Here is a 24,342-nt window from a genome sequence, read left to right as displayed (position 1 = left end):
ACATCAAGCCGCGCCGCACCAGCAGGCATAGGCTAGATAAAGTCCAACTCTCCATCGCTGTCCTGTCTGCCTTCGTACACGTTCGCAAGGAGAAGCCCCATGCCCGACCGAGGCAGTCCTGCACTGCTGCGCATCTTGCCGCTGGGTATGGCGGCAGCGCTTTTGCTGTGCCTGTTTCCGCCACTGAAAGCCCGCCGGCAGCAGCAGGCGCGCGGACAAGCCATCATCGACAGCGCCAGCGACGCCATCATCAGCATCGACAGCCAGCAAATCATCCTGCATGCAAACGCGGCAGCGGCCAGATTGTTCGACGACACGCCGGCCGGCATGCGCGGCATGCGCCTGGGTCACTACATCCTGCGCGACTTGCGCACCCTCGGCGGCCTGGGCCAGCACGATGGCGAGCCGCCGTTTGGCGATATCAGCCAGGAACTGCGCCTGACGGGCCGGCGCGCCACCGATTACACCTTGACGGGACGGCGCAGCGATGGCGTCATGTTTCCCCTCGAAGGATCGCTCTCGGCCATGCAGGAAGACGGCCACAGCGTCTTTACCATCATCGTGCGCGACATTACGGCGCGTCAGCAGATGCATGAACAGCTGGCCCGCTCCTTTTCGCAATTGCGTGAATTGTCGAGCGCGCTGCAAACCATCCGCGAAGAAGAACGCAAGCATATCGCGCGCGAACTGCATGATGACCTGGGGCAATTGCTGGCCACCTTGCGCGTCGACCTGACCCTGGTGCGCCAGCACACGGACACCACCGCGCCCCTGCAAGCCCTGCTGCACAGCATGGACGGCTTGCTGGTGACGGCCATTACCTCGCTGCGGCGCATCGCCAGCAACCTGCGCCCGCGCGCGCTCGATGAAGGGGGATTGTATTTTGCGCTGCAAAAACTGCGCCACGACTTCCTGCTGCGCCGCGCCATCCATTTCGACTTGCTGGCCGACGAGGCCGACCTCGTGCTCGACGATGCGCGCAGCACGGCCATCTACCGCATCGTGCAGGAAGCACTGACGAATATCGCGCGCCATGCCGAAGCCAACCACATCACCATCGCCCTGCACCGCATCGATTCCTCGCTGGCCATCACCATCCAGGATGACGGCCGCGGCATTGCCGAACACGACCTGGAAAAAGCCACGGCACTAGGGCTGCTGGGCATGCGCGAGCGGGTCTGGGGCTTGAACGGCAGCATCCATATCGGCGCCGATAGCGAGCTGGGCGGCACACGCATCGACATCTCGCTGCCCATGAATGCCGAGGCGGCATCCGCAGCGATGCAATAAAAAAAGGCGCCCGCAGGCGCCTTTGCTTCGTCACATCGAATGATGCTTAGAATTTGTGTGCCAGACCGATCTGGTACGAAGTCAGCGACTTGACGCGCTCGCGGCCAGCGTAAGCGTACACGTCGGTGCGCTTCGACAGGTGGTAATCATAACCGACGCCGAATTCCTTGATGGTGTCCTGATCCTTGAACTTGTTGTTGCTTTGCTCTTGCTTGCCATACGACACTTTGGCATCGCCGCCGCCCACCGTGTAGTTCAGGCCGATCAAGTAGGACTTGAATTCGCCAGTCGTCGCAACCTTGGTGTCGCCTTTCGAGTAGGCGGCCGTGATCTTGGCCGGGCCGAATTTATAGCCGCCACCGATGGACCACAGGTCAGGCTTGGCCGCCGTTGCCGTTGCTTGCACGGCTTTTTCGTAGCCGGCGTGCAGGCTGATCGGGCCATTGTCGTAGGTTGCCAGGCCGATCACACCCGCGTCAGCGCTGTTGACTTCGCTCAGCACGTATTGCAGGCTGCCCACGAAACCTTCAAAGCTTGGGCTGTTGTAGGTGACGGCGTTGTTGACGCGCGACGAGCCGACGCCCGAACGCAGCAGGGTTTCATTGTTCTTGCCGACCACGCCGTAGGTGTTGAATGGGTCGACGCGGGCGATGGTGCCATCGACCAGATTCTTGGTGCGGCCCAGGATGGCGGTACCGAACGCGCCTTTCAAGCCCACGTACGCTTGACGGTCGAACAACACGCCTTTTTGCGCACCGGTGTCGGCCAGGAATTCACTTTCCAGGTTGAAAATTGCGGACAGGCCGCCACCCAGATCTTCCGTACCCTTGAAACCGAGGCGCGACGCATTGTTTTCGCGTTGTACCGTCGGCTGGCCAGTGGTCTTGGCAATACCGAGGTCAACCAGGCCGTACACGGTGACGTTCGATTGTGCTTGTGCCGTAGCTGCTGCGAAGGTGCCGATGATCAATGCTGCCAGAGTAATTTTTTTCACTTGAGATTCTCTACATTAGGTTGGACAAGAATGGTGCTGCTTAGCTGCTGAACCGAATCATGCCCACGAAATACTTCAACAATATGACATCGACAAGATGTTGTTTTTTGGAACAACATCTTGTCAGATAAAAACAACAGGCGAAAAAAAACCGCCCGAAGGCGGTTCATGCGGCGGCAAGGCCTATTTACCGTAGGTCGGATTAGCGGGGCAAGGCCACGCGTAATCCGACTAGCACCTTTGGCAACGCCTGTCGGATTACGCCCTACGGGCTAATCCGACCTACCACTACCATATAGACAGATCAGCCTTACTTCAGACGGCAGCTCAACAGCCAGTAGTATTCCAGGCGCTTCATGCGGATTTCGCGGGCCGAGTGGGCAAACTTCTTGCGCAGGTGGCTATCCGATGGGAAATTCTTCAGCACTTCATAGCGCTCGCCCGCCTCCGTCGTGCGGAACTGGTGCGTATTGCCCTCCAAGTCGGTGCGCGCGATCACGGTGCTGCTGCCATCGACATAGGAATTGTCGATCAGCACCAGCAGGATGTCCTTGCCCAGCTTCGTGCGCAATTGCTTCAGGTATTTGTCCTGGTCTTCGCGCTTGACGTGCGACCACCAGAAACCCGCGAACACGGCCGTGAACTTGCCCAGCATGTCATCGGGCAAGTTGAAGGCATCGAGCTTGGCGAAGGTGACGTTGTCGGGCAAGCCGCGTGCCTGGGCCAGCGCCAGCATTTCATCGTTGATATCGGTGGCCAGTACGGACTCGGCCGACTCGGCGACCACTTCCGTCCAGTAGCCGGTGCCGCAAGCCAGTTCCAGCACGGTGTGGCCTTCCAGCACGTCGGCGACCTTGTCGCGCAACACTTCCAGGTCTTCCTGGCGTTCGGGCTTGTCATAGACGCGCTCGTACTGCTGCGCGATGGTGGCGTAATATTTGGCAAGCTGATCGGTAATCATTGTTTCTTCTCTTCTTAAATAATCTTGGCCAGGCACCTCGCCCGGCCGACTTCCTGCATTGTTATAGTTCGTAGTGCTCTTTATCACCGCTCATCGCCTGCTCGATGAGCTTGCGGTTCAAGGTCGGCGTCAGCAACTCGATAAAGGTATAAATATAGCTGCGCAAATACGCGCCCTGCTTGACGGCCACGCGCGACACATTCATGCCGAACAGGTGCCCGACAGGGATGGCGCGCAAGCCTTTGTCGCGCTCGGCATCGAAGGCCATACCCGCTATGATACCAATCCCCATGCCCAACTCGACATAAGTCTTGATCACGTCCGCGTCGATGGCTTCGAGCAAGATGTCCGGCTTCAGGCCGCGCAGCACGAAAGCATGGTCGATCTTGTTGCGTCCGGCGAACGCGCTGTCATAGGTAATCAGGGGGAAGGCGGCGATTTCTTCCAGGGTCACGGACTTCGATTTGAGCAGCGGATGGTCGACCGGCACCACCACCACGTGTTCCCATTGATAGCAGGGCAAGGTGATCAGGCCATCAATGGCGGCGATCGATTCCGTGGCGATGGCCAGATCCGCCTGGTCGCGCTGCACCATCTCGGCGATCTGGCGCGGATTTCCTTGCAGTAAAGACAATCGCACCTTGGGGAACTTCAGCATGAAGGCTTGCACCACCTTGGGCAAGGTGTAGCGCGCCTGTGTATGCGTAGTGGCAATGGTAAAGCTGCCGCTGTCCTGCGCCGCGAATTCCTTGCCGATGCGCTTCATGCTGTCGATTTCCTGCATAATCAGCTCGACGGACTCCAGCACCAGGCGGCCCGGCTCCGTCAGGCCGCGGATGCGCTTGCCGTGGCGCGTAAAAATATCCACGCCCAGCTCTTCCTCCAGCTCGATGATGGCTTTCGATACGCCCGGTTGCGACGTGAACAAGGCCTTGGCGGCGTCCGTCAGGTTGTAGTTCTGCCGGACCGCTTCGCGCACGAAGCGCAGTTGATGGAGATTCATTGCTGGTTTGCCCTAGATTGCCGTGATTTGCCGAGTTTCCGCCCCACCCATGATTTTGCATGCATGCATATACGCATATCGCATATAAGCAAATGCGTACTTAGTAGTTTGGAATAAACACTAAGTTTATTACTATTGCGAGTACTTTGGGGGTGCAAGCATGACTTTGTCTTATATAGTCTCAGGATTTGCCGTAGGATTACTCGTAGGAATGACCGGCGTGGGCGGCGGTTCGCTGATGACGCCGCTATTAACCCTGCTGTTTGGCGTACCGCCTTCCGTGGCGGTGGGTACCGACCTGGCCTTCGCCTCGATCACCAAGAGCGCCGGCACCCTGACGCACCGCCTGCGCGGCACCATCCGCTGGGATATCGTCAAGCGCCTGTGCATCGGCGCCCTGCCCGCCGCCGTCATCGCGACCCTGGCGCTCAAATCGTTCGGCACCCTGTCGCCGCAAATCGGCCAGATCATCCGTTACTCGATCGCCGGCTCCGTGCTGCTGACCGTCGTGGCACTCATTTTCAAGGGCCGCATGCTGGCCTGGATCAATGCCCACCCTGAGAAACAATTACAAGGCAACAAGCTTGCCGCCGCGACCATCATCGCCGGCGCCGTGCTGGGCGTGCTGGTGACGGTGTCGTCGATCGGCGCCGGCGCCATCGGCGCGACCTTGCTGGTGATGCTGTATCCACGCATGAGCTCGGCCGAAGTGGCGGGCACCGACATCGCCTACGCCGTGCCCCTGACGGCCATCGCCGCGCTGGGCCACTGGTGGCTCGGCTCCATCCACTGGGAATTGCTGGCCTCCTTGCTGGTCGGCTCCCTGCCCGGCATCACGCTCGGCTCCTGGGTCGCGCGATCCGTGCCGGAACAGTTTTTACGAGTGCTGCTGGCGATGACCTTGACCGGCGTGGCAGTGAAGCTAATCTATTAATGACCGAACAAGTGACAAGAGCAGTATCAAGAACATCATCCCAGGCAGTCTTCCAGCACCCCGGCTTTTTTAGGAATTGATATGTACCATTACGATCAGTACGACCACCTCATCATCAAAGAACGCATCGCCCAGTACCGAGACCAGGTTGCGCGCCGTATCGCCAATGAACTGACGGAAGAGGAATTCATTCCGCTGCGCCTGCAAAACGGCCTGTACATGCAACGCCACGCCTACATGCTGCGCATCGCCGTGCCGTACGGCTTGCTGTCGTCCAAGCAGATGCGCATGTTCGCGCACATCGCGCGCAAGTATGACCGCGGCTATGGCCACTTCACCACGCGCCAGAACATCCAGTTCAACTGGATTGAGCTGGAACAGACGCCAGATATCCTGACGGACCTCGCTTCCGTGGAAATGCACGCGATCCAGACGTCCGGCAACTGTATCCGTAATACAACATCGGACCCGTTTGCGGGCGTCGCCGCCGATGAAATCATCGATCCGCGCCCGTACGCGGAAGTATTGCGCCAGTGGAGCACCTTCCACCCCGAGTTCATCGCCCTGCCGCGCAAATTCAAGGTCGCCATCAATGGCGCCGAGGAAGACCGCGCCGCCATCGCCGTGCACGACATCGGCTTGACGGCCGTGCGCAACGAGGCCGGCGAAGTGGGCTTCAAGGTGATGGCCGGCGGCGGCATGGGCCGCACGCCGATCCTGGGCAGCGTTGTGCGCGACTTCCTGCCGTGGCAGCACTTGCTCACGTATATCCAGGCGATCATGCGCGTGTACAACCTGCACGGCCGCCGCGACAACAAATACAAGGCGCGCATCAAGATTTTGCTGAAAGCCATCGGCGTGGAAGAATTCACGCGCCAGGTGGAAGCGGAATGGGTCGATTTGAAGGATGGTCCGGAAACCTTGACGGCCGAGGAAATGCAGCGCGTGGCGGACTTCTTCAATCCGCCCGCCTACCTTGCCCTGCCAGAACTCGACTACCAGGCCGAACACGCGGACAACAAGGCGTATGTAAATTGGCTGGCGCGCAACGTCAAGCCGCACCAGCGTCCTGGCTACGTGGCCGTGGTACTGTCCCTGAAGAAAACGGGCGTGCCGCCAGGCGACGCGACGGCCGAGCAGATCGACTTCGTGGCCGATCTGGCCGACCGCTACAGCTTTGGCGAACTGCGCGTGACGCATGAACAAAACCTAGTGCTGGCCGACGTGGAACAGTCGAAACTGTTCGCACTGTGGCAGGAAGCCAAGGCGCACGGCCTGGCCACGCCGAACATCGGTTTGCTGACGGACATGATCTGCTGCCCGGGCGGCGATTTCTGCTCGCTGGCCAACGCCAAGTCGCTGCCGATCGCGGCCGCCATCGCGGAACGCTTCGACAGCATCGACTTCCAGCACGACATCGGCGAAATCGAACTGAATATTTCCGGCTGCATCAATGCCTGCGGCCACCATCACGTGGGCAGCATCGGCATCCTCGGCGTCGACAAGGATGGCAGCGAATGGTATCAAGTGTCGATCGGCGGCGCGCAAGGCAACAACGCGGCCATCGGCAAGATCATCGGACCATCGTTCTCTTCCCTGCAGATGCCTGAAGTCATCGGCCGCCTGCTGCACGTCTACGTGCGCGACCGCCATGAAGGCGAGCGCTTCGTCGATACGGCCCAACGCCTGGGCCTGGCGCCGTTCAAGGAACACGTATATGCAACGCCGATCACGGTCGGCAACCTGGTGGGAGAAGACGAATATGTTTGAAGTACGCGAAGAAATCATCAAGAACGCCGCCGTGGTGCCGAATACCTGGGGCTTGCTGCGCCTCGATGAGACCGACACGCCGGAAACGGTCGTCGTGCCTGCGGGCAAGGTCATCGTCCCCCTGCCCGTGTGGCAAGCCCAGCGCGAAACCCTGCTGGCCCGCCTGCCCGACATCGGCGTCTGGCTGGCCAGCGACGAGCGGCCGGAAGAACTGGCGGCCGACGTGGCGCAATTGCCCGTCATCGGCGTGGACTTTCCGAAATTCACGGATGGCCGCGGCTATTCCATCGCGTTCAATTTGCGCGCCCGCCTGGGTTTCCAGGGTGAATTGCGCGCCATCGGCGACGTGCTGCGCGACCAGCTGTTTTCCATGCACCGCGTCGGCTTCGATGCGTATGCGACGCGTCCGGACCGCAGCATCCATGACGCCCTGAAAGGTTTGTCCGTCTTTTCGGAAACCTACCAGGCGTCGTGGGATCAGAAATCGCCGCTGTTCCGCCGCCACCACCGCGAAGGCCAGAATCCTGACCTCGACAACGCGGCCGGCATCTGAGGACCCATCATGAGCGATCTGACTTCTTTGATTCACGCCACCGAGCAAACGCTGACACGCATCGCCGCGGATTTTTCGCCGGCCGTGTTCGCGTCCAGCCTGGCAGCCGAAGACATGGTGCTGACCGACATGATTCTCAAGGCAAAGCTGCCGATCGGCATCTTTTCCCTGGAAACGGGACGGCTGCACCAGGAAACCCTGGCCGTGCTCGACAAGGTGAAAACCCGCTACGGCCACGACATCACCCTGTACCGCCCGCAACCGGAGCTTGTCGCCGCCTACGTGGAACAGAACGGCCTCAACGCCTTCTACAACAGCGTCGAGATGCGCCGCGAATGCTGCCGCATCCGCAAGGTCGAGCCGCTGGGCCGCGCCCTGGCCGGCAACAAGGCCTGGATCACGGGCCAGCGCCGCGCCCAGTCCACCACGCGCGCCGAATTGCACGTACAGGAAGACGACGCGGCGCATGCGATGACGAAATTCAATCCGCTGGCCGACTGGTCCGAGCAGGATGTGTGGGACTATATCCGTGCCAACGACGTGCCGTACAACGCGCTGCACGACCAGGGCTACCCGTCCATCGGCTGCGAACCGTGCACGCGTGCCGTGCAGCCGGGCGAAGACGTGCGCGCCGGGCGCTGGTGGTGGGAAAATCCGGATTCCAAGGAATGCGGCCTGCACATGGTGGACGGCAAACTGATACGCATCAAATCCGTGGCAGCCTGAACAGACACACAGAACAAGAAAGCATCCAATATGAGCAATATTTTGAACCAGCGTCACCTCGACAGCCTTGAGTCGGAAGCCATCCACATCATGCGCGAAGTGGCGGCCGAATCGGCCAATCCCGCCCTGCTGTTTTCCGGCGGCAAGGATTCCGTCGTCCTGCTGCGCCTGGCCGAGAAAGCCTTCCGCCCAGGCAAATTTCCTTTCCCCCTCGTGCATATCGACACGGGCCACAACTTCCCGGAAGTCATCACTTTCCGCGACAAGAAAGTGGCGGAACTGGGCGAGCGCCTGATCGTCGGCTCCGTGGAAGACTCGATCCAGCGCGGCACCGTGCGCCTGCGCAACCCGGCCACGGATTCGCGCAATGCGGCCCAAGCCGTGACCTTGCTGGAAACCATCGCCGAACATGGCTTTGACGCCTGCATCGGCGGCGCGCGCCGCGATGAAGAGAAGGCCCGCGCCAAGGAACGCATTTTTTCCTTCCGCGACGAATTTGGCGCCTGGGACCCGAAAGCCCAGCGCCCCGAGCTGTGGGACCTGTATAACACGCGCGTGCATCCCGGTGAAAACATGCGCGTCTTCCCCATCTCGAACTGGACGGAGCTGGACGTGTGGCAATACATCGCCCGCGAGAAACTGGAATTGCCACCGATCTACTTCGCGCACGAGCGCCAGGTGATCCCGCGCAACGGCCTGCTGGTGCCGCTGACGGATCTGACACCGCCGCGCGACGGCGAAACGGTGGAAACGCAAGTCGTGCGCTTCCGCACGGTGGGCGATATCTCGTGCACCTGCCCCGTGTCGTCCGACGCGGCGACGGTGGACGCCATCATCGCCGAGACGGCAATCACGCAAATCACGGAACGTGGCGCCACCCGCATGGATGACCAGACTTCCGAAGCCTCGATGGAAAAACGCAAGAAAGCAGGGTATTTCTAATGAACGCAGCAATCTCCAGCACCACTCTCACCGACAGCGTTGAACGCGGCATGTTGCGTTTTATTACAGCCGGTTCCGTCGATGACGGCAAGAGCACCCTGATCGGCCGTTTGCTGTTCGACAGCAAGGGCATCTTCGCCGACCAGCTCGACGCCATGTCGCGCTCCAAGCACAAGCGCACGGTGGGCGACACGGTCGACCTGTCCTTGCTGACGGACGGCCTGGAAGCGGAACGCGAGCAAGGCATCACCATCGACGTGGCCTACCGCTACTTTGCCACGCCGAAGCGCAAGTTCATCATCGCCGACACGCCGGGCCACGAGCAGTACACGCGCAACATGGTCACGGGCGCTTCCACGGCCGACGCCGTCATCATCCTGATCGACGTATCGAAAGTCAAACTCGGTGACGACGGCAGCGTGGAACTGCTGATACAGACCAAACGTCATTCGACGATTGCCCATTTGCTGCAGATCGAGCACGTGGTCGTGGCCGTCAACAAGATGGACCTGGTCGACTACGATGAAACGGTGTACAACCGCATCGTCGCCGCCTACCGCGAATTTGCCCAGTCGCTGGGCCTGAAGGACATCACGCCGATCCCGCTGTCGGCACTCACCGGCGACAACGTCGTCGAGCGCGGCGACAAGCTGGGCTGGTATACGGGCCCGACCCTGATCGAGCTGCTTGAATCCTTGTCCGTCTACGACGAATCGCACGACACGCCATTCCGCTTCCCCGTGCAGCTGGTGGCGCGCCACAACGGCCACGAAGCGAACGATTTCCGTGGCTACATGGGCCGCATCGAGGCCGGCAAGGTCAGCATCGGCGACACCCTGGTGGTGCAGCCATCGGGCCAGACGGCGACAGTGAAAGACATCGTCACCCTCGACGGTTCGCTGCCGACGGCCGTGGTGGGCCAGTCCGTGACCCTGCTACTCAATGAATATCTGGACATTTCGCGTGGCGACTTGCTGGCCAGCAGCGAGCGCCCCGCCACTTTGCTGAAACAGGTAGTGGCCGACGTGTGCTGGCTGTCGGAAGACGCGCTGGACCTGCGCCGCAAATACTGGATCAAGCACGGCACCAGGCAGACGGCGGCCAAGGTGACGGCGATCGAATCGATCCTCGACATCAATACGCAGCAGCGCCATCCGGCCGAAGGCTTGAAGCTCAACGACATCGCCCGTATCAGCCTGAACGTGCAGCAGGCGCTGGCGGCCGATGCCTATGCCGATATCCGCGCCACGGGGGCATTCATCCTGATCGATGAAGTCACCCACCAGACCGTCGCCGCGGGCATGGTTCGGCTGTAACCCGTATCTCGACTGAAGAAGGCTAGCATGAACAACTCCGCATCTCTCCCCGGCAAGGTCTACCTGATCGGCGCAGGCCCCGGCGCGCAAGACCTGATGACCTTGCGTGGCGCCCGCCTGCTGGCGCAGGCCGACGTCGTGCTGCACGACGCACTGGTCACCGAAGAGATGCTGGAGCTGTGCCCGCAGGCGCAAAAAATCCTGGTCGGCAAGCGCTGCGGCCAGTTGTCGACGGCGCAGGCGTTTATTAACAAGCAACTGGTCGACAACGCGCGCAAGCACGCCATCGTCGTGCGCCTGAAAGGGGGCGATCCCATGCTGTTCGGCCGTGCCGACGAGGAATTGCGGGCGCTGGAAGAAGCGGGCATCGCCGTCGAAGTGGTGCCCGGCATTACCACGGCGCTGGCGGCGGCGGCCGCAACACAGCAGCCGCTGACCAAGCGGGGCGTGTCGCGCAGCGTGGCCTTTTTCACGTCCAGCACGGCGCCGGGCGAACCGGACCAGACGCGCATTCCCGACTGCGATACCCTGGTGCAATACATGGGTGGCCGCGAAGCCATCGCCACGGCGCAGCGCTTGCTGGCCCAGGGCCGCCGTGCCGACACCCCGGTGGTGGTGATAGAAAACTGCAGCCGCCCGGACCAGCGCATCGTGCGCCTGACCCTGAGCGCCCTGGCGCACGGCCTGGGCGACACCCACGGCCCCGTGCTGGTGATGCTGGGCGACGCCATGGCCGCGCGCACGCACCAGTCCATCGAAGAAACGGCCGCCATTCTGGCGCGCCATGCTTGAATAAACACAGCGTATTTTACCGACTTTAAAGTCAGTAACCGACGTCTTCCGGGGAAACATGATACGATGCTCACGCATCTTTTCTCGAGAAGTTGTTGCGTGATAGCAATAAATTCACGCTTCGCCCCGCCATAGCGCTTGCCGTGCGGTATCCCGGCTGACCCTCCCCGAAAAAAGCTGCGCCCGCAGGCTGCAATACCGCGCCGCGCAACTTTAGCCTTACGACCACACATGAATTTCACCTCCATGCGCAAAGCCCTGACTTCGCTCAGCCGCAGCAATGTCGGCGTCGCCAGCGCCGTGCTGCTCAGCATGCTCGCCTCCATCGCCCTGTGGACGGTCTTCCCGAATATCGACGACGAAAACCATTTGCTGGAATGGCTGCAGGCGCTGTTCCTGGCCCTGGCTTGCACCGTGCACGGCGTGCGCGCCTGGCAAGAGACTGACCGCCAGTCCCTGCGCTTCCTCATGCATGCGGGCCTGTGCGCGCTGCTGTTCGGCTTCCTGCTGCGCGAACTCGATATCGATCAGTTCGGCACGGCGCCCGCCTGGGCGCAGCTGGAAAAAGCCCTGCGTCTGGTGGAGTTGCTGATCCTGATACGCTTGCTGATCTTCTTCGCGCCGCGCGCGCGCAAGGTGTTTGCCCATGCGCCGCAGATTTTCAGCATGCGCATCACCATCCTGACGGCCATCGGCGGCTTGCTGATGGTCGCTGGCTGGCCTTTCGACAAGAAGGTCTTTCATGGCATGCCGGACGCCTACGCGCTGCTGGGCGAAGAAGTGCTCGAATTGGGCGCCTATTTGCTGCTGTTCCTCGCTTCGCTGTCCGACAGCACGGCCGCCGCCCGCATCAGCCTGGCGCCGAAGAAGAAAGCGGCTTAAGCAACTTCAAACGATGACGGCAGCGGCAGCAGCCGCTGCAAGGTAGCGGCCACGCGCAGCAGGCGCGGGTCGTCGTCGCCGGCCTCGTCGCAGGTATCGTTGATGCAGAAAAACGGCAAGCTGCCGAAACGCGCCGCCAGTTCCTCAAGCTGCCGCGGCGCCTGCGCATCGCCGCTGGCGATATGCAGCGGGTCGAGCATGCGCGAGCGCGCAATCCCCTGATGCACCATCCAGCGCGGCACCAGGTCGGGCAGCAATGCCGGCACCTGCCACGAGCGAAACACCGTCTCGCGCACAGCGGCAAACATGGCCGGCGCCAGCCCTTCCAGCGCATGCAGCGCGCTTTTCAGCATGGGCCGCGGCGCATGCGCATACAGGCGCGGTTCATGCCGGTAAGCGGGGTACTGCGACGACAGCCATTGCCGCGACAAGGTCGCGCAATTGACGGGCGCCGCCACATCGGCGCGCAAGCCCGGCACATCATCGTGCAGCGCGCTCTCCGTGAAAACACTCAAACGCCGGTCCCCTTCTCCGCCAAACCAGAATGCAGGCTCGAACGGCGCGCCGAAAAATACGTCGTCGTTCAGATACAGGAAGCGTTCGGACAATCCCGGAATATGGTGCAGGTACGATTCGATATGACCGGAGTCGAACACCGGCAGGGAGGCATCGGGCATCAGGCTCGCATGGTCGATCACGGTCAGGCGCTTTGATGCGCGCAGCCAGTGGGGCACTTGCCGGTCCGTCAGCAGATAGATGTGGCCATGGCCGGGAAAGAAACGCTCGAGCGCGCGCAGGTTGTAGCGCAGTTCGCCGTTGTCGCGGTAGCGCCCCGCCACGTTGCCGTGCAGGGCCAGCTGGCCAGGATGCGCCTGCGCCCAGGCGGCATAGGCGTGTCGCCGGCGCGCGCGCCAGGCGGGATCGGCGCCGTCTACCCACAGGTAGACGATGTCGATGCCGCTCAAGGCAAAGGGCTGGAACCTGGCGCCGCCACGCAGTAATCGGCGATGGCGGCGAGCACGCTGGCGTTCTCGCCCACCGCCTCGACCACCTTCAGGCGCAGTGCCGGATGCTGCTGGCGCAGTTCTTCCAGCAGCAACGGCAAGTCGCGCAGCACATGCCCGCCCTGCCCCAGGAACACGGGTACCACGGTGACGTCGAGGATGGCGCCGGCGGGCAGCTCGGCCAGCAGGCTCGCCACCAGCTCGGGCAGGCGTGGCGTCATCAGTTCCAGGAAGGCCAGGTGCACGCTGGCGCCGGGCATGCGCGCCTGGGTCAGGTCGCGCAGCCGCTCGAAGGGGGCGGCCCACGATGCGGCGCGCGCGCCATGGGCAAACAAGATCAATGCCTGTTTCACGTTCGTCTCCATCAGTGCCGCTCCACCCACCACAGGGCGCCCAGCGCCAGCAGCAGATACAGGGCGCTCGGCGCCACCGCCGTCAGGAAGGCGGGCCAGGTGCTGAGCAAGCCAAGATGCGAGAACAGGGTGTTGACCAGCATGAAGCTCACGCCGATCATGATGCCGATGAATATCTTCAGGCTGATGCCGCCGCTGCGCGTATGCATGTAGGCGAACGGCAGCGCCAGCGCCATCAGCACGAAGATGGCCAGCGGATCGATCAGCTTTTTCCAGAAAGCGATGCGGAAACGCTCGGTTTCCTGCTTGTTCTCGGCCAGGTGGCGCGTGTACACGGCCAGTTCGCTGGCCGACATGCGCTCGGGGTCGGACGCCGACACCGTCAGGATCTTCGGCGTCACTTCCGACGTCATGTCCTTGCTGGCGCTCTGCACCGTGCGCACCAGACTCGTTTCCTGCCCATAGTAGTTCGCCAGCTTTGGCTCGAAGCCGGGCGAGGTGGCCGCGCTGTTCGAGAACGAGGTTTCCGTCACATCGGTCAGACGCCAGATATTATTGCCCTGATACGTCGCGCCTTTGGCCACGGTCAGGGTGCGCAAACGCATATCGGTGTCGAATTCATACAGCTTGACGTTTTTCAGCTGGCCGTCCGCACGCGCTTCGCCCACATTGAAAAAGCGCGAGCCGGTGACGGTACCCGTCAGGCCGTCGCTCTTGACCATGTCCTTGGTCCACAGGCCCGAGCGAAACTCGCTCGACACGGCCGCGCCGCGCGAGGTCAGCTTGAGGCGTTCGGCCAGCGGCTCCGTGCGCGGCGTGATCACCTCGCCGAAGATGAAGGTGATGACGACGAAGACGATACCGATGCGGAACAGGAAACCGGCGGCCATCGCCGTCGACATGCTCGATGCGCGCATGATGGTAAATTCGGAACTGGCGGCAAACTGCGCCATCGTGTAGATGGTGCCGATCAGTGCCGCGATCGGCATCACCTCGTACACGTGCCCCGGCACCAGCACCAGCACATACAGGAAGGCATACTGGATGGTGTAGCCGTTGCGGCCCACCTTGGGCAACTCGCCCGTCAGATCGATGAAGGCTTGCAAAGCCAGAAAGGCCAGCAGCACGAACAGCACCGCCTGGAATATCGAGACCGCAAAATAGCGCTGTAAAATCTTCATTTCGATACCGCTTTACTTGGTTTGCCGGCGCGGCGCGCGCGCTTGAACGCCGCCAGCAGGACCAGCGGATGATAGCGGTGGTTCACATTCAGGCGCCACGCAAACAGCGCCACCACGGCCAGCGCCGCCAGCAGGTGCAGCGGCCACCAGGCCAGACCGAAGGTCAGGCGCCCCTGTTTCACGCTCGCTTCGACGACCTTGATCAGATTGCTGTAGGTGAAGAAAATCAGCAGGGCGATGATCAGATTGGCCGAACTGCCGGCACGCGGATTGACAAAGCCCAGCGGAATGGCCAGCAGGATCAGCATCAGGCCGATCAGCGGCGCACTGACCCGCCACAGCAACTCGGCCATGGTATAAGGATTCGGATCGGCGACCAGGGCCATGGTGCTCATGGCGCGCACGCCCAGTTCCGCGCCCAGTTCCTGCTGCTTGCTCTCGATGCGCATGATGTACTGCTCGAACTCCATGGTCTGGAAGTCCGCCTGTGTCGGCACGCCCTGGTAGCGGCGGCCGCTCTTGAGCACCAGGAAGCGTTCGCCCTTGGCGTCGGTATTGATCACGCCTTCCTTCGCGACGACGACGACGGCGCTGCCTTTTTCATCGACGGTATTGACGAAGACGTTCTGCACCACGTTCTTTTCGCCGCTGGCGCCCTCGACGAAAAAGATGCGGTTGCTGCCGGCCGATTCGCGGAACTGGCCCGGCGTGACTTTCTGCAGGTCTTCGCGCTTTTCAAAGCGCGCCACATATTCATCGCTTTTCTTTTGCGCCCACGGCGTGGCGTACAAACTCAGGACGCCGGTGGCCAGCACGAGCGGCAGGCCGAAGCTGAGCACGGGCCAGATCCAGCGCGACAGGCTCAGGCCCGAGGCGAACCACACCACCATCTCCGACTCCTTGTAGCTGCGCGTGACGACCATCAGCACCGAAATGAATCCGGTGAGGATGATGATGGTGGGCAGCTGCATCAGGGCGGAAAAGACCATCAGGGACATGACGTCGGCCGACGCGATCTTGCCGCCCGCCGCCTTGCCGAGAATACCGATCAGCATCCAGGTGAGCAGGATGCTGAACAAAACAGTGAAGGTGGCCCCGGCGGCACTAGCCAATTCACGTCGAAGGGCGCGTTGAAAGATCATTCGGAGTTTATAATTCGGGTCAGTTAGTTGAGTAACACGTTACTAGTAAATGAAAACGGAGAACCAAATGGACTTTAGCATAAAAGCATTCGATACCAAGAGCACCCTCGGCACGGCCAAAAGCGGATGCATCGCGGTTGCGGTATTCGAAAACAAAAAACTGTCGCCAGCGGCAAAATCGCTGGACAGCAAGGGTGCGATTTCGGCTGCGCTGAAGTCCGGCGACATCAGCGGCAAGCCTGGCAGCACCTTGCTGCTGCGCGCAGTCGATGGCGTCGCCGCCGAACGTGTTCTGCTGGTAGGCATGGGCAGCGATGACACTGTCAGCGAAAAAAGCTTCGCAACCGGCGTACAAGCCGCGCTGAAGGCCTTCGGCTCGCTGGGCGCTGCGGACGCCATTATCGCATTACCGCTGGCTGAAGTGAAAGAGCGCGACGTAAATTGGGCAATCCGTTGCGTGGTGCAAGCAGCACATGACAGCGAATACCGCTGCGACTCGCAAAAAAGCAAAAAAGATCCGGCGCCGGCAGGCGTGCGCAAGATCGTCCTGGCAGCGCCAGCAACGGCAGGCACGCGCGGCGCGCTGGCACAAGCCATCGCCATCGCCAACGGTTCCGACCTGACGCGCAAGCTGGGCGACCTGCCGGCGAACATCGCCAATCCGACCTACCTGGCCAGCACGGCCAAGCAGCTGGCCAAGGATTACAAGTTCGAAGTCGAAGTACTGGACCGCAAACAGCTCGAAGCGCTGAAAATGGGCAGCTTCCTGTCCGTCACCAACGGCAGCGAGCAGCCGCCGAAATTCATCGTCCTGAAACACATGGGCGGCAAGGCCAAGGATGCGCCGGTGGTCCTGGTCGGCAAGGGCATCACCTTCGACACGGGCGGCATTTCGATCAAGGCCGGTCCCGGCATGGATGAAATGAAGTACGACATGTGCGGCGCCGCCTCGGTGCTGGGCACCTTCCGCGCCATCGGCGAAATGAACCTGAAGCTGAACGTCATCGGCGTCATCGCTGCATGCGAAAACATGCCGTCGGGCCGCGCCACCAAGCCGGGCGACATCGTCACCTCCATGAACGGCCTGACCATTGAAGTGCTGAACACGGACGCCGAAGGCCGTCTGGTGCTGTGCGACGCGCTGACCTACGCCGAACGTTTCAAGCCGGCAGCCGTGGTCGATATCGCCACCCTGACGGGCGCTTGCGTCGTCGCCCTGGGCCACCACAACAGCGGCCTGTTTACGCGCAGCGATGCGGCGCATGACCAGCTGGCCAATGAACTGCTGGCAGCGGGCAAGCAATCGAGCGACACGGCATGGCGCATGCCGATCGAAGAGGCGTACAACGAACAGCTGAAGTCGAACTTCGCCGACCTGGCCAACATCGGCACGCCAGGCGGCGGCTCGGTAACGGCAGCGGCCTTCCTGGAAAACTTCACCAAGAAGTACACCTGGGCGCATCTGGACATCGCCGGCACGGCATGGAAATCGGGCGGATCGAAGGGCGCGACCGGCCGTCCAGTACCACTGCTCACCACGTTCCTGATCAACCGCGTCTAAGAGAACGCCGGATCAAACCTACTGCGCGGGGCGATTGGCGGCCGGCGATGCTCGCTGTACATAAAGTACAGCTGCGCTTCTCGGCCACCACTAGCTCCCGCTCGCTACGGTTTTGTCAGGCGTCGTTACGCAAGAAGACAGCCGCCACGGTCACTGACCCTGGCGGTTTTTTCATGCGTAGCGTATTAATCAGTAGACGACGGGATTGGGCAACGGCGACGGTGCCACCTTGGGCTGCACCACCGTTTCCGGCACGGTGGCCGGCGGCGGCTTCACGGCGACGGGTGCGGGCGGCGGCGCCAGACGGGCCGGGTCTTGCATGACGATGGTCAGGATCGATGGGTAGTCGAAGCCGGCGCCCGTGTTGCGGTCGACGAAATAGCCGACGCCCAGGGTCAGGATGACATTGCCCCATACGCTGCCATTGAGCTTGGGATCGATGTGGTCGTCCGTCGCGATGGCGGGCGAACCGTGCTTGCGGCAATCGACTTTCAACGGTTCCTGGCTCTTGCGGATGGTGATGCGTCCCGGCGTGGTGACGAACCACTTGCCCACGTCGTTGCTGAGGATGCAGCCGGCGCCCGTCAGTTCGCGGTTGTCCTGGATGGTTTGCACCAGCACCATCTGGTCCGTGTTGCCCGTCAGGGTGGCGCAGCCGCCCAGGCCAAACAGCAGCAGCGTCCTGGCGGCAAAGGCGGCAAGGGCGGCAGACGATGGCACGCGCATGGGAAGCTCGCTTAACGGACGGGGATCGGCTGGTCGCCAGGCACGGCGACGGCGGTGACGCTGTTTTTCGGGCTGCCCTCGATCAGGCGGTCGGAATACACGAGGTAGACCAGCGCATTGCGCTTGCTGTCGACCATGCGCACGACGCGCACGTGCTTGAAGAAGATCGAGGCGCGCTCGGTGAACACTTCTTCCTGGCGCGGCAGCTTGCCCTTGAATTGCAGCGGCCCCACCTGGCGGCAAGCCACGGCCGCATCGGCCTTGTCTTCGGCCAGGCCGACGGCGCCCTTGATGCCGCCCGTCTTGGCGCGCGACAGATAGCAGCTGACGCCGGCGACGCGCGGATCATCATACGCTTCAACGACAATTTTATGGTCAGGGCCGATCAGTTTGAAGACCGTATCGACCGAACCGATGGTTTCGGCATGCGCCGCGGCGCAGGCAAAGCCCAGCACCAAAGCGGCAGGCAGCAATTTACGCATGAAAAGTATCCCGGGCACGCACGCAGGCGGCCATCAGTTGATGGGAGCGAAACGCTGGACCATGACGCCTTCGACTTCGATCAGTTGAAAAAAAACGTCTTTCGGACGGGTCCAGATGGAACCGTCGGCGGCGCGATAGACGATCATCGGCGTCAGATCCGCTTCCAGCGTGGCTTCGCACACGAGTTCGTAAATGCCGCCCTTATAGTGCCGATAACGCATCGCCGTCCCCTCAAGCCGTTGAATCTTCGCTCTTGTCGTCGGCCAGCGCCTTCTGCTTCTGCTTCAGGCCCTGGATCACTTTCAGTATGCCTTCCATGCCGGCCGCGCCATCGGCGCCGCTGAAGGCGTCGAGCACCTCATTAAGCACCTTGTTGCGTACGGTCGCTTCATCGGAGGACATTTCCAGCGCGCGCTGGGCTTTCGCCGCCTTTTCGGCCGCGCTCACGCGCGGCTTGGTCGCCGTCTTGCCATGCGTCAGAGCCGCCTGCCAGATAACCCAGCGGCGCTGGGTCTCGAAAATCAGGTACTCATCCGGTTTGTCTTCTCTTCGCCGCACAATGTGGCCGTCACGCTGCGCCCACGCTTCAAATGCAGTTCGCATTTTCTTCCTTTGCAAATGCTACGCGCAAGTCTCACTATTAAAACTGCAACATTTCAAAATAGTACCATCTATTGATGTCGCAAAACAGTCTCATAGATACAGTACTGCAATTTATATAACAAGTCTGGCGGCGCCAGGGACGGAATTAACGTTCCATCCCCGGCACAGTGGTCATGTAATCGGAATAGCAATTACAACTAATTACAACTGCTTCCTGTTCGGTTCTTAACTTGGCTGTAACAAAGCCATGTGACACAGTTGTTACATTGTGCCATTTTAGTAGTTTTTATCGCGTTTTAGCGAGAAACTTTACACCTTTGTCGCGCCCAACGGCAAGACGCAGCCTGCCATGCCAGCCACTTATGCCAAATCAAACATAGGGGTTGATCAATGATACACAAAAACATAATATTCATGCGCCACGATTGGTTAAATGCAAATACTTTGTTAACACGGCTTTTTCCCCGCCCGTCAATCAAGCCCATGCCCGGCAGGCGGGACAGGACGCCATCGACACGCATGCGGTAAGATTCGCGCCTATCGTCACCTACTCAAGCAAGGATTTTTCCCATGAAACTCGCCACCTGGAACGTCAACTCGCTCAAAGTGCGCCTGCCGCAAGTGCTGCAGTGGCTGACCGACAACCCGGTCGACATACTGTGCCTGCAAGAAACCAAGCTCACGGATGACAAGTTCCCCGTCGCCGAGATCGAGGCGGCCGGCTACCAGGTGGTCTTCAGCGGCCAGAAGACCTACAACGGCGTGGCCATCCTGTCGAAGCTGCCGATCACCGACGTGGTAAAGAACAACCCGCGCTATGACGATGCGCAGCAGCGCATCCTGGCCGCCACCATAGGCGGCGTGCGGGTCGTCTGCGCCTACGTGCCGAACGGCCAGAGCGTCGACTCGGACAAATATGAATACAAGCTGGGCTGGCTGTCCGCCCTGCACGACTGGCTGGCCGAAGAAGCGCAGCAGCACCCGCAGCTGGCCGTCGTCGGCGACTACAATATCGCGCCCGACGACCGCGACGTGCACGATCCCGTCGCCTGGGCAGGCCAGGTGCTGGTCTCGGACAAGGAACGCGCCGCCCTGCAGCGCCTGTTCGACATCGGCTTGACGGACGCTTTCCGCCTGTTTGAACAGGCGGAAAAATCGTTCAGCTGGTGGGATTACCGCCAGCTGGGCTTCCGCCTGAACAAGGGCCTGCGCATCGACCACATCCTGCTCTCGCCCGCTCTCGCAGCCCGCTGCACGGCCTGCGTGATCGACCGCGTGCCGCGCAAGTGGGAACAACCGTCCGACCATGCGCCGGTGGTGGCAACGATCGATTAACTAAGGGCTATCCGCTCCAGCAAGGCCTGCGCATTGACCGCCGGCACGGGCGCGGAAAACAGATAGCCCTGCGCGTAGCGGCAGCCGTTCGCCTGCAGCAGCGCGAACTGCTCCTCCGTTTCCACGCCCTCGGCCACGGCCGACAATTGCAGGCTGTCGGCCAGCGCGATGATGGCCGACACGATGGCGCGGTCTTCCGCGCTGTGCTCGAGGTCCTTGATGAAGGCGCGGTCGATCTTGACCTTCTTCACGGGGAAGCGCTTCAGGTAGGCCAGGCTGGAATAGCCGGTACCGAAATCGTCGATCGACAGGCGCAGGCCCATGCCATTGATCTGGCGCAGGATCTCCAGGGTATGCTCGCCATGCTGCATCAGCGCCGTCTCGGTGATCTCGAATTCCAGCAGCGACGGATCGATCCCCGTTTCCCGCACCACGGCGCCAATCGCCGCCACCAGGCCCTTGTGCATGAACTGGCGCGGCGACAGATTCACGGCCAGCGGCACCGGCTGCAAGCCCTGGCGCTGCCAGGCCATGCTTTGCTCGCACGCCTGGCGCATCACCCACTCGCCCACCGGCACGATCAAGCCGTTTTCTTCCATGATGGGGATGAAGCGGTCCGGCAGCACCAGGCCGTGGCCGGGACGGCGCCAGCGCAGCAGCACTTCCATGCCGTGCAGCCGGCGCGTGGCGATATCGATGACCGGCTGGTAAAACAGTTCGAACTGCTGCAGCGCCAGCGCCGTGCGCAAGCTGCTTTCCAGATCGAAGTGCAGGGCCGCCGCCTGGTTCATCGTCTGCGTGAAGAACTGGTAGTTGTTGCGGCCGTTGCCCTTGGCGTGGTACATGGCCGCATCGGCATGGCGCATCAGGGCGTCGACATCGCCGCCGTCGTCCGGATACAGGCAGATACCGATCGACGGCGTCACGTGCAGCACGTGGCCGTCGAGCGGAAAGGCGGGCGTCAGCGCCTCGATGATCTTCTCCGCCACGCGCGCCGCTTCCTCGCCGCCACGAATGCCCGGCACCAGCACGACGAATTCATCGCCGCCCAGGCGCGCCACCGTGTCGCTGGCGCGCACGGCGCCGCACAGCCGCGCGGCCACTTCCTTGAGCAGCAGATCGCCCGTCATGTGGCCCAGCGAATCGTTGATGGTCTTGAAACGATCGAGGTCGATGAACATCACGGCCAGCTTGCGCTCCGAGCGCTGCGAGGCCAGCATGGCCCGTTCCAGCCGGTCCGACAGCAGCGCGCGGTTCGGCAAGCCCGTCAGGTTGTCGTGGTAAGCCATGTGGTGCACCCGCGCCTCGGCCTGGCGCCGCTCGACGATCTCGCCCTGCAGCAGCAGGTTGGCGCCGGCCAGTTCGGCCGTGCGTTCCTGCACGCGCAGTTCCAGTTCATCGCGCGCGCGGCGCACCGCCTCGGCCGCCTCGCGGCGCGCCGTCACGTCGTCGACCAGCCACACGGAACGGCCATGCGCATGCGCCAGGTCGAACGGCCGGCCGGACAGGCGCGCCCAGAAACGGCTGCCATCCTTGCGCACCAGCTGGTATTCCGACATGTGCACCCTGCCCGCATCGAAATCGCGCGCCGTCTCGCCGCGCGCCACCTTCCACGCGGCCACGTCCGGATACAGGGCCTGCACCGACAGGCCGTTGATCTCGCCGGGTCCATAGCCGAACAGCTCTTCCATCTTGCTGTTGGCGCGCAAATTGTAGCCCCCCTCTATCACCGAGATGCCCAGCACGGCGCTGTCGAGGATGGCCTGGTTTTCCAGCAGCGCGTTGCGCAGCGATTCTTCGGCGCGCTTGGCTTCCGTGCGGTCCTCGATGATCCAGATGGTGCCGGCCGCGGGATCGTCGGGATTGACGACGTAGGCGATCAGTTGCGCCCACAAGGTCGTGCCGTCGCGGCGCATCATTTCCACTTCTGTCTGGAAGGGCTTGCCCACCGACAGGAAGGGAAAGGCCGCCGCGCCCAGCAGGTCGTAGGATTGCTGCGACACGTACAGGGCGCGCCCAGGCAAGCCCAGCGCCTCGTCGCCGCTGTAGCCGAACATCGCGGCAAAGCCCAGGTTATAGCGCGTGATCTGGCGGTTTTTGGTGTACAGGATGCTGACCGAGGCATTCGTCATGATGGCCGCCACCTCCATCTGCGCCTGGCGGCTGGCCGTGATGTCTTCGAGGATCCAGATGGCGCCCTGCTCGCTGTGCGCCTGGTCAACGGCCTTGGCGCGGATGCGGCACCAGAACAGGCTGCCATCGCGGCGGCGGAACAGCGATTCGTCCTGCTCGTACGGCAAGCCCTGTCCCAGCAGCGGCGTCGCTTGCACGCCGAATGCCTCGTAGGCGGCCGGCGAGGGAAACAGTTCGGCGGCGGGCATGCCCGTCATCTCTTCCTGCGCATAGCCGAACATTTCGGCGAAGCGGGGATTGCAGCGCAGGATCAGGCGCGAGCGCGAAAACAGGATGCCGACGGAGGCGTTGTCGAGGATGGCCTGCTGCTCGAGCATCAGCTGGCGCGTCGCCTCTTCGGCCGCCTTTTGCGCGCTGCGGTCGTCGAACAGCCAGATCGTGTCGCGCAGCGCGCGGTCGGGCTGGTTTTCCGGGTTCAGCACATAGCCGTAGGCCAGCGCCCAGAAGGTCGAACCGTCGCGGCGGCGCATCTCCATCTCGCCCTGAAACGGCAGGCCGCGCCGCAGCAGGGGCGCAGCCTGCCGCACGACGTTCTCGTAGGCCGCGCGCGACGGATACAGGTCGGCGACGGCCAGGCCCACGCCGCTGTCGCCATCGAAGCCGAAGCATTCTGCGAAGCGCCGGTTGTAGCGCAGCACGCCCTTGTCGCGCTGGAAGCCGATGGCCAGCGGCGCGTTGTCCATCACGGCCTGCATTTCCAGCATGGCACGGCGCAGCTGGTCTTCATCACGCCGGTGGTCGCTGATATCCTCAATGATCCAGACCGTGCCGTCATGCGTATTCAAGGGATCGACGGCGCGCCCGTGCAGGCGGCTCCAGAACAGGGTGCCGTCCTGGCGCCGCAATTCCAGCTCCGTGCGGTATGGCTTGCCCTTCGACAGCAGCGGCGCCGCTTCCAGCCCCAGCGCGCGGCAATGCTCAGCGGAGCGGTAGAGCACCGCGCCCGGCATGCCCGTCAGCTGGTGGCGCGCATAGCCGAGCATCTCGGCGGCGCGGATATTGCATTCCTCGATGAAGCCGCCCTTGGAAAAGATGATGCCGACGGCCGCGCTTTCCAGGATGGCCTGCTGTTCCAGCAGGGTCTTGCGCAAGGCTTGCTGGTCGCGCTGCTGCACGCGGATGTCGGCAAACACGAGGGTCGCGCCCGGCAAGCCATCGTCCACCAGCAGCGGCCTCGACCATACCTGCACGGCGATGGCGCCCGCCTCCCCTTGCAGGCTGCTGTCCCACTGCCGCTCGCGCCCGGCCGCACCGAGCGCGCCGCGCAGCATGCTGCTGCTCGACGCGCGGTAGGCGTCCGTAAAACAGTCGGCCAGCAGCCGGCCCGATATATCCCTGCCCAGCAAGGACTGCAAGGCGCCATTCGCGGCCACCACCATGCCGCAGGCATCGCAGGCGCACGCGGGCAAGGCGATCAGCTGCAAGGCATCGGCAATGAAATCGGGACTGGTCGGTACGCGGTTCATGGACACCATGGTTCGGTTGTTGGCGGTCGAAATGCACCTGGGCAATATATTCATCAGGCATCATAGTGCTGTTAGATCATAAACCAGTTTCCCGGGGTTTTTTCATATTCCTTATTGGCAATATCTGAAACG

The 24,342-nt window shown here is 62.1% G+C and carries 22 protein-coding genes and 1 pseudogene; 11 read left to right on the top strand and 12 right to left on the bottom strand.

Features of this window, described 5'->3' with window-relative positions; translation table 11 throughout:
• Positions 1-99 precede the first annotated feature (99 nt).
• The gene (locus tag JAB4_RS09350) at positions 100-1,290 is read left to right on the top strand and encodes a PAS domain-containing sensor histidine kinase (RefSeq protein ID WP_070219463.1); all 1,191 of its coding nucleotides are present in this window, start codon (positions 100-102) and stop codon (positions 1,288-1,290) included.
• A 46-nt stretch (positions 1,291-1,336) separates the two neighbouring features.
• Here the strand turns inward: JAB4_RS09350 and JAB4_RS09345 are convergent, their stop codons facing one another.
• The 3 genes from JAB4_RS09345 to JAB4_RS09335 form a co-directional block, all read right to left on the bottom strand.
• Complete coding sequence (locus JAB4_RS09345; protein WP_046682561.1) at positions 1,337-2,284, bottom strand: porin; 948 nt, start codon at positions 2,282-2,284, stop codon at positions 1,337-1,339.
• Between the two features lie 310 nt (positions 2,285-2,594).
• Positions 2,595-3,245 carry a class I SAM-dependent methyltransferase gene (locus JAB4_RS09340; RefSeq protein WP_070219464.1) on the bottom strand — a complete coding sequence of 217 codons (651 nt, stop codon included), beginning with the start codon at positions 3,243-3,245 and terminating at the stop codon, positions 2,595-2,597.
• A 61-nt stretch (positions 3,246-3,306) separates the two neighbouring features.
• A complete protein-coding gene (locus JAB4_RS09335; protein WP_034751505.1) occupies positions 3,307-4,248 on the bottom strand; it encodes a CysB family HTH-type transcriptional regulator in 942 nt (313 codons plus the stop codon).
• Between the two features lie 160 nt (positions 4,249-4,408).
• Here JAB4_RS09335 and JAB4_RS09330 point away from each other — a divergent pair, with 160 nt between their 5' ends.
• The 8 genes and pseudogenes from JAB4_RS09330 to JAB4_RS09295 all read left to right on the top strand — a co-directional run bounded on the left by JAB4_RS09330 (position 4,409) and on the right by JAB4_RS09295 (position 12,163).
• A complete protein-coding gene (locus JAB4_RS09330) occupies positions 4,409-5,182 on the top strand; it encodes a sulfite exporter TauE/SafE family protein (protein ID WP_070219465.1) in 774 nt (257 codons plus the stop codon).
• Between the two features lie 81 nt (positions 5,183-5,263).
• Positions 5,264-6,952, top strand: a complete 1,689-nt coding sequence (locus JAB4_RS09325; RefSeq protein ID WP_070219466.1) for a nitrite/sulfite reductase — start codon at positions 5,264-5,266, stop codon at positions 6,950-6,952.
• On the top strand, positions 6,945-7,505 hold the full coding sequence (locus tag JAB4_RS09320; protein WP_070219467.1) for a DUF934 domain-containing protein: 561 nt from the start codon (positions 6,945-6,947) through the stop codon (positions 7,503-7,505). The genes JAB4_RS09325 and JAB4_RS09320 overlap by 8 nt, the downstream gene beginning before the upstream one ends.
• Before the next feature lie 9 nt (positions 7,506-7,514).
• Entirely contained in the window at positions 7,515-8,231 is a 717-nt protein-coding gene (locus JAB4_RS09315; RefSeq protein WP_070219468.1) for a phosphoadenylyl-sulfate reductase, read from the top strand.
• A 27-nt stretch (positions 8,232-8,258) separates the two neighbouring features.
• Positions 8,259-9,173 (top strand): annotated as a pseudogene (cysD, locus tag JAB4_RS09310) (sulfate adenylyltransferase subunit CysD); the annotation flags it as partial.
• Entirely contained in the window at positions 9,173-10,489 is a 1,317-nt protein-coding gene (locus JAB4_RS09305) for a GTP-binding protein (RefSeq protein ID WP_070219470.1), read from the top strand. The pseudogene cysD and the gene JAB4_RS09305, both read left to right, overlap by 1 nt.
• 27 nt (positions 10,490-10,516) lie before the next feature.
• Positions 10,517-11,281: a uroporphyrinogen-III C-methyltransferase gene (gene cobA, locus JAB4_RS09300; RefSeq protein WP_070219471.1), complete on the top strand. Its 765-nt coding sequence runs from the start codon at positions 10,517-10,519 to the stop codon at positions 11,279-11,281.
• 231 nt (positions 11,282-11,512) lie between these two features.
• Positions 11,513-12,163 carry a hypothetical protein gene (locus JAB4_RS09295; RefSeq protein ID WP_070219472.1) on the top strand — a complete coding sequence of 217 codons (651 nt, stop codon included), beginning with the start codon at positions 11,513-11,515 and terminating at the stop codon, positions 12,161-12,163.
• Here JAB4_RS09295 and JAB4_RS09290 read toward each other — a convergent pair.
• From JAB4_RS09290 to lptF, 4 genes are read right to left on the bottom strand one after another with little or no spacing between them, the layout of a single operon-like run.
• A complete protein-coding gene (locus tag JAB4_RS09290) occupies positions 12,160-13,128 on the bottom strand; it encodes a Stealth CR1 domain-containing protein (protein ID WP_070219473.1) in 969 nt (322 codons plus the stop codon). The two genes, JAB4_RS09295 and JAB4_RS09290, sit on opposite strands and share 4 nt — an antisense overlap.
• Positions 13,125-13,532, bottom strand: coding sequence for a CbiX/SirB N-terminal domain-containing protein (locus JAB4_RS09285; RefSeq protein ID WP_070219474.1), 408 nt, complete (start codon positions 13,530-13,532; stop codon positions 13,125-13,127). Before JAB4_RS09285 ends, JAB4_RS09290 begins: the two co-directional genes overlap by 4 nt.
• Complete coding sequence (gene lptG / locus JAB4_RS09280; protein WP_070219475.1) at positions 13,532-14,701, bottom strand: LPS export ABC transporter permease LptG; 1,170 nt, start codon at positions 14,699-14,701, stop codon at positions 13,532-13,534. Before lptG ends, JAB4_RS09285 begins: the two co-directional genes overlap by 1 nt.
• On the bottom strand, positions 14,698-15,843 hold the full coding sequence (gene lptF, locus JAB4_RS09275; protein WP_070219476.1) for an LPS export ABC transporter permease LptF: 1,146 nt from the start codon (positions 15,841-15,843) through the stop codon (positions 14,698-14,700). The genes lptG and lptF overlap by 4 nt, the downstream gene beginning before the upstream one ends.
• Before the next feature lie 67 nt (positions 15,844-15,910).
• Between lptF and JAB4_RS09270 the strand changes: the two genes are divergently transcribed.
• Positions 15,911-17,404: a leucyl aminopeptidase gene (locus tag JAB4_RS09270; protein ID WP_070219477.1), complete on the top strand. Its 1,494-nt coding sequence runs from the start codon at positions 15,911-15,913 to the stop codon at positions 17,402-17,404.
• 189 nt (positions 17,405-17,593) lie between these two features.
• Here the strand turns inward: JAB4_RS09270 and JAB4_RS09265 are convergent, their stop codons facing one another.
• Genes JAB4_RS09265 through JAB4_RS09250 form a run of 4 tightly spaced genes read right to left on the bottom strand, consistent with a single transcriptional unit; the run spans position 17,594 to position 19,216 of the window.
• A complete protein-coding gene (locus JAB4_RS09265; protein WP_070219478.1) occupies positions 17,594-18,130 on the bottom strand; it encodes a hypothetical protein in 537 nt (178 codons plus the stop codon).
• Positions 18,131-18,141: 11 nt separating this feature from the next.
• Entirely contained in the window at positions 18,142-18,612 is a 471-nt protein-coding gene (locus JAB4_RS09260) for a CreA family protein (RefSeq protein ID WP_070219479.1), read from the bottom strand.
• Positions 18,613-18,645: 33 nt separating this feature from the next.
• Positions 18,646-18,834 carry a DUF1653 domain-containing protein gene (locus JAB4_RS09255; RefSeq protein ID WP_034782199.1) on the bottom strand — a complete coding sequence of 63 codons (189 nt, stop codon included), beginning with the start codon at positions 18,832-18,834 and terminating at the stop codon, positions 18,646-18,648.
• 10 nt (positions 18,835-18,844) lie between these two features.
• Positions 18,845-19,216, bottom strand: a complete 372-nt coding sequence (locus tag JAB4_RS09250) for a hypothetical protein (protein ID WP_070219480.1) — start codon at positions 19,214-19,216, stop codon at positions 18,845-18,847.
• A gap of 570 nt (positions 19,217-19,786) precedes the next feature.
• Here JAB4_RS09250 and xth point away from each other — a divergent pair.
• Complete coding sequence (gene xth, locus JAB4_RS09245) at positions 19,787-20,551, top strand: exodeoxyribonuclease III (protein WP_070219481.1); 765 nt, start codon at positions 19,787-19,789, stop codon at positions 20,549-20,551.
• On the opposite strand, the gene JAB4_RS09240 is transcribed toward xth, so the two are convergent.
• Positions 20,548-24,210, bottom strand: a complete 3,663-nt coding sequence (locus tag JAB4_RS09240) for a bifunctional diguanylate cyclase/phosphodiesterase (RefSeq protein ID WP_070219483.1) — start codon at positions 24,208-24,210, stop codon at positions 20,548-20,550. The two genes, xth and JAB4_RS09240, sit on opposite strands and share 4 nt — an antisense overlap.
• Positions 24,211-24,342 lie beyond the last annotated feature (132 nt).

Source organism: Janthinobacterium sp. HH102, assembly GCF_001758625.2.
Lineage (GTDB): Bacteria > Pseudomonadota > Gammaproteobacteria > Burkholderiales > Burkholderiaceae_D > Janthinobacterium.
Note: the sequence above shows the minus strand (reverse complement) of the source record. Positions and strands in the feature narration are given on the sequence as shown.

Coding starts and splice junctions, on each gene's coding strand:
- JAB4_RS09350 (WP_070219463.1), top strand. CDS start 100: ATGCCCGACCGAGGCAGTCCTGCACTGCTGCGCATCTTGCCGCTGGGT.
- JAB4_RS09340 (WP_070219464.1), bottom strand. CDS start 3,245: ATGATTACCGATCAGCTTGCCAAATATTACGCCACCATCGCGCAGCAG.
- JAB4_RS09335 (WP_034751505.1), bottom strand. CDS start 4,248: ATGAATCTCCATCAACTGCGCTTCGTGCGCGAAGCGGTCCGGCAGAAC.
- JAB4_RS09330 (WP_070219465.1), top strand. CDS start 4,409: ATGACTTTGTCTTATATAGTCTCAGGATTTGCCGTAGGATTACTCGTA.
- JAB4_RS09325 (WP_070219466.1), top strand. CDS start 5,264: ATGTACCATTACGATCAGTACGACCACCTCATCATCAAAGAACGCATC.
- JAB4_RS09320 (WP_070219467.1), top strand. CDS start 6,945: ATGTTTGAAGTACGCGAAGAAATCATCAAGAACGCCGCCGTGGTGCCG.
- JAB4_RS09315 (WP_070219468.1), top strand. CDS start 7,515: ATGAGCGATCTGACTTCTTTGATTCACGCCACCGAGCAAACGCTGACA.
- JAB4_RS09305 (WP_070219470.1), top strand. CDS start 9,173: ATGAACGCAGCAATCTCCAGCACCACTCTCACCGACAGCGTTGAACGC.
- cobA (WP_070219471.1), top strand. CDS start 10,517: ATGAACAACTCCGCATCTCTCCCCGGCAAGGTCTACCTGATCGGCGCA.
- JAB4_RS09295 (WP_070219472.1), top strand. CDS start 11,513: ATGAATTTCACCTCCATGCGCAAAGCCCTGACTTCGCTCAGCCGCAGC.
- JAB4_RS09285 (WP_070219474.1), bottom strand. CDS start 13,532: ATGGAGACGAACGTGAAACAGGCATTGATCTTGTTTGCCCATGGCGCG.
- lptG (WP_070219475.1), bottom strand. CDS start 14,701: ATGAAGATTTTACAGCGCTATTTTGCGGTCTCGATATTCCAGGCGGTG.
- lptF (WP_070219476.1), bottom strand. CDS start 15,843: ATGATCTTTCAACGCGCCCTTCGACGTGAATTGGCTAGTGCCGCCGGG.
- JAB4_RS09270 (WP_070219477.1), top strand. CDS start 15,911: ATGGACTTTAGCATAAAAGCATTCGATACCAAGAGCACCCTCGGCACG.
- JAB4_RS09265 (WP_070219478.1), bottom strand. CDS start 18,130: ATGCGCGTGCCATCGTCTGCCGCCCTTGCCGCCTTTGCCGCCAGGACG.
- JAB4_RS09260 (WP_070219479.1), bottom strand. CDS start 18,612: ATGCGTAAATTGCTGCCTGCCGCTTTGGTGCTGGGCTTTGCCTGCGCC.
- JAB4_RS09255 (WP_034782199.1), bottom strand. CDS start 18,834: ATGCGTTATCGGCACTATAAGGGCGGCATTTACGAACTCGTGTGCGAA.
- JAB4_RS09250 (WP_070219480.1), bottom strand. CDS start 19,216: ATGCGAACTGCATTTGAAGCGTGGGCGCAGCGTGACGGCCACATTGTG.
- xth (WP_070219481.1), top strand. CDS start 19,787: ATGAAACTCGCCACCTGGAACGTCAACTCGCTCAAAGTGCGCCTGCCG.
- JAB4_RS09240 (WP_070219483.1), bottom strand. CDS start 24,210: ATGAACCGCGTACCGACCAGTCCCGATTTCATTGCCGATGCCTTGCAG.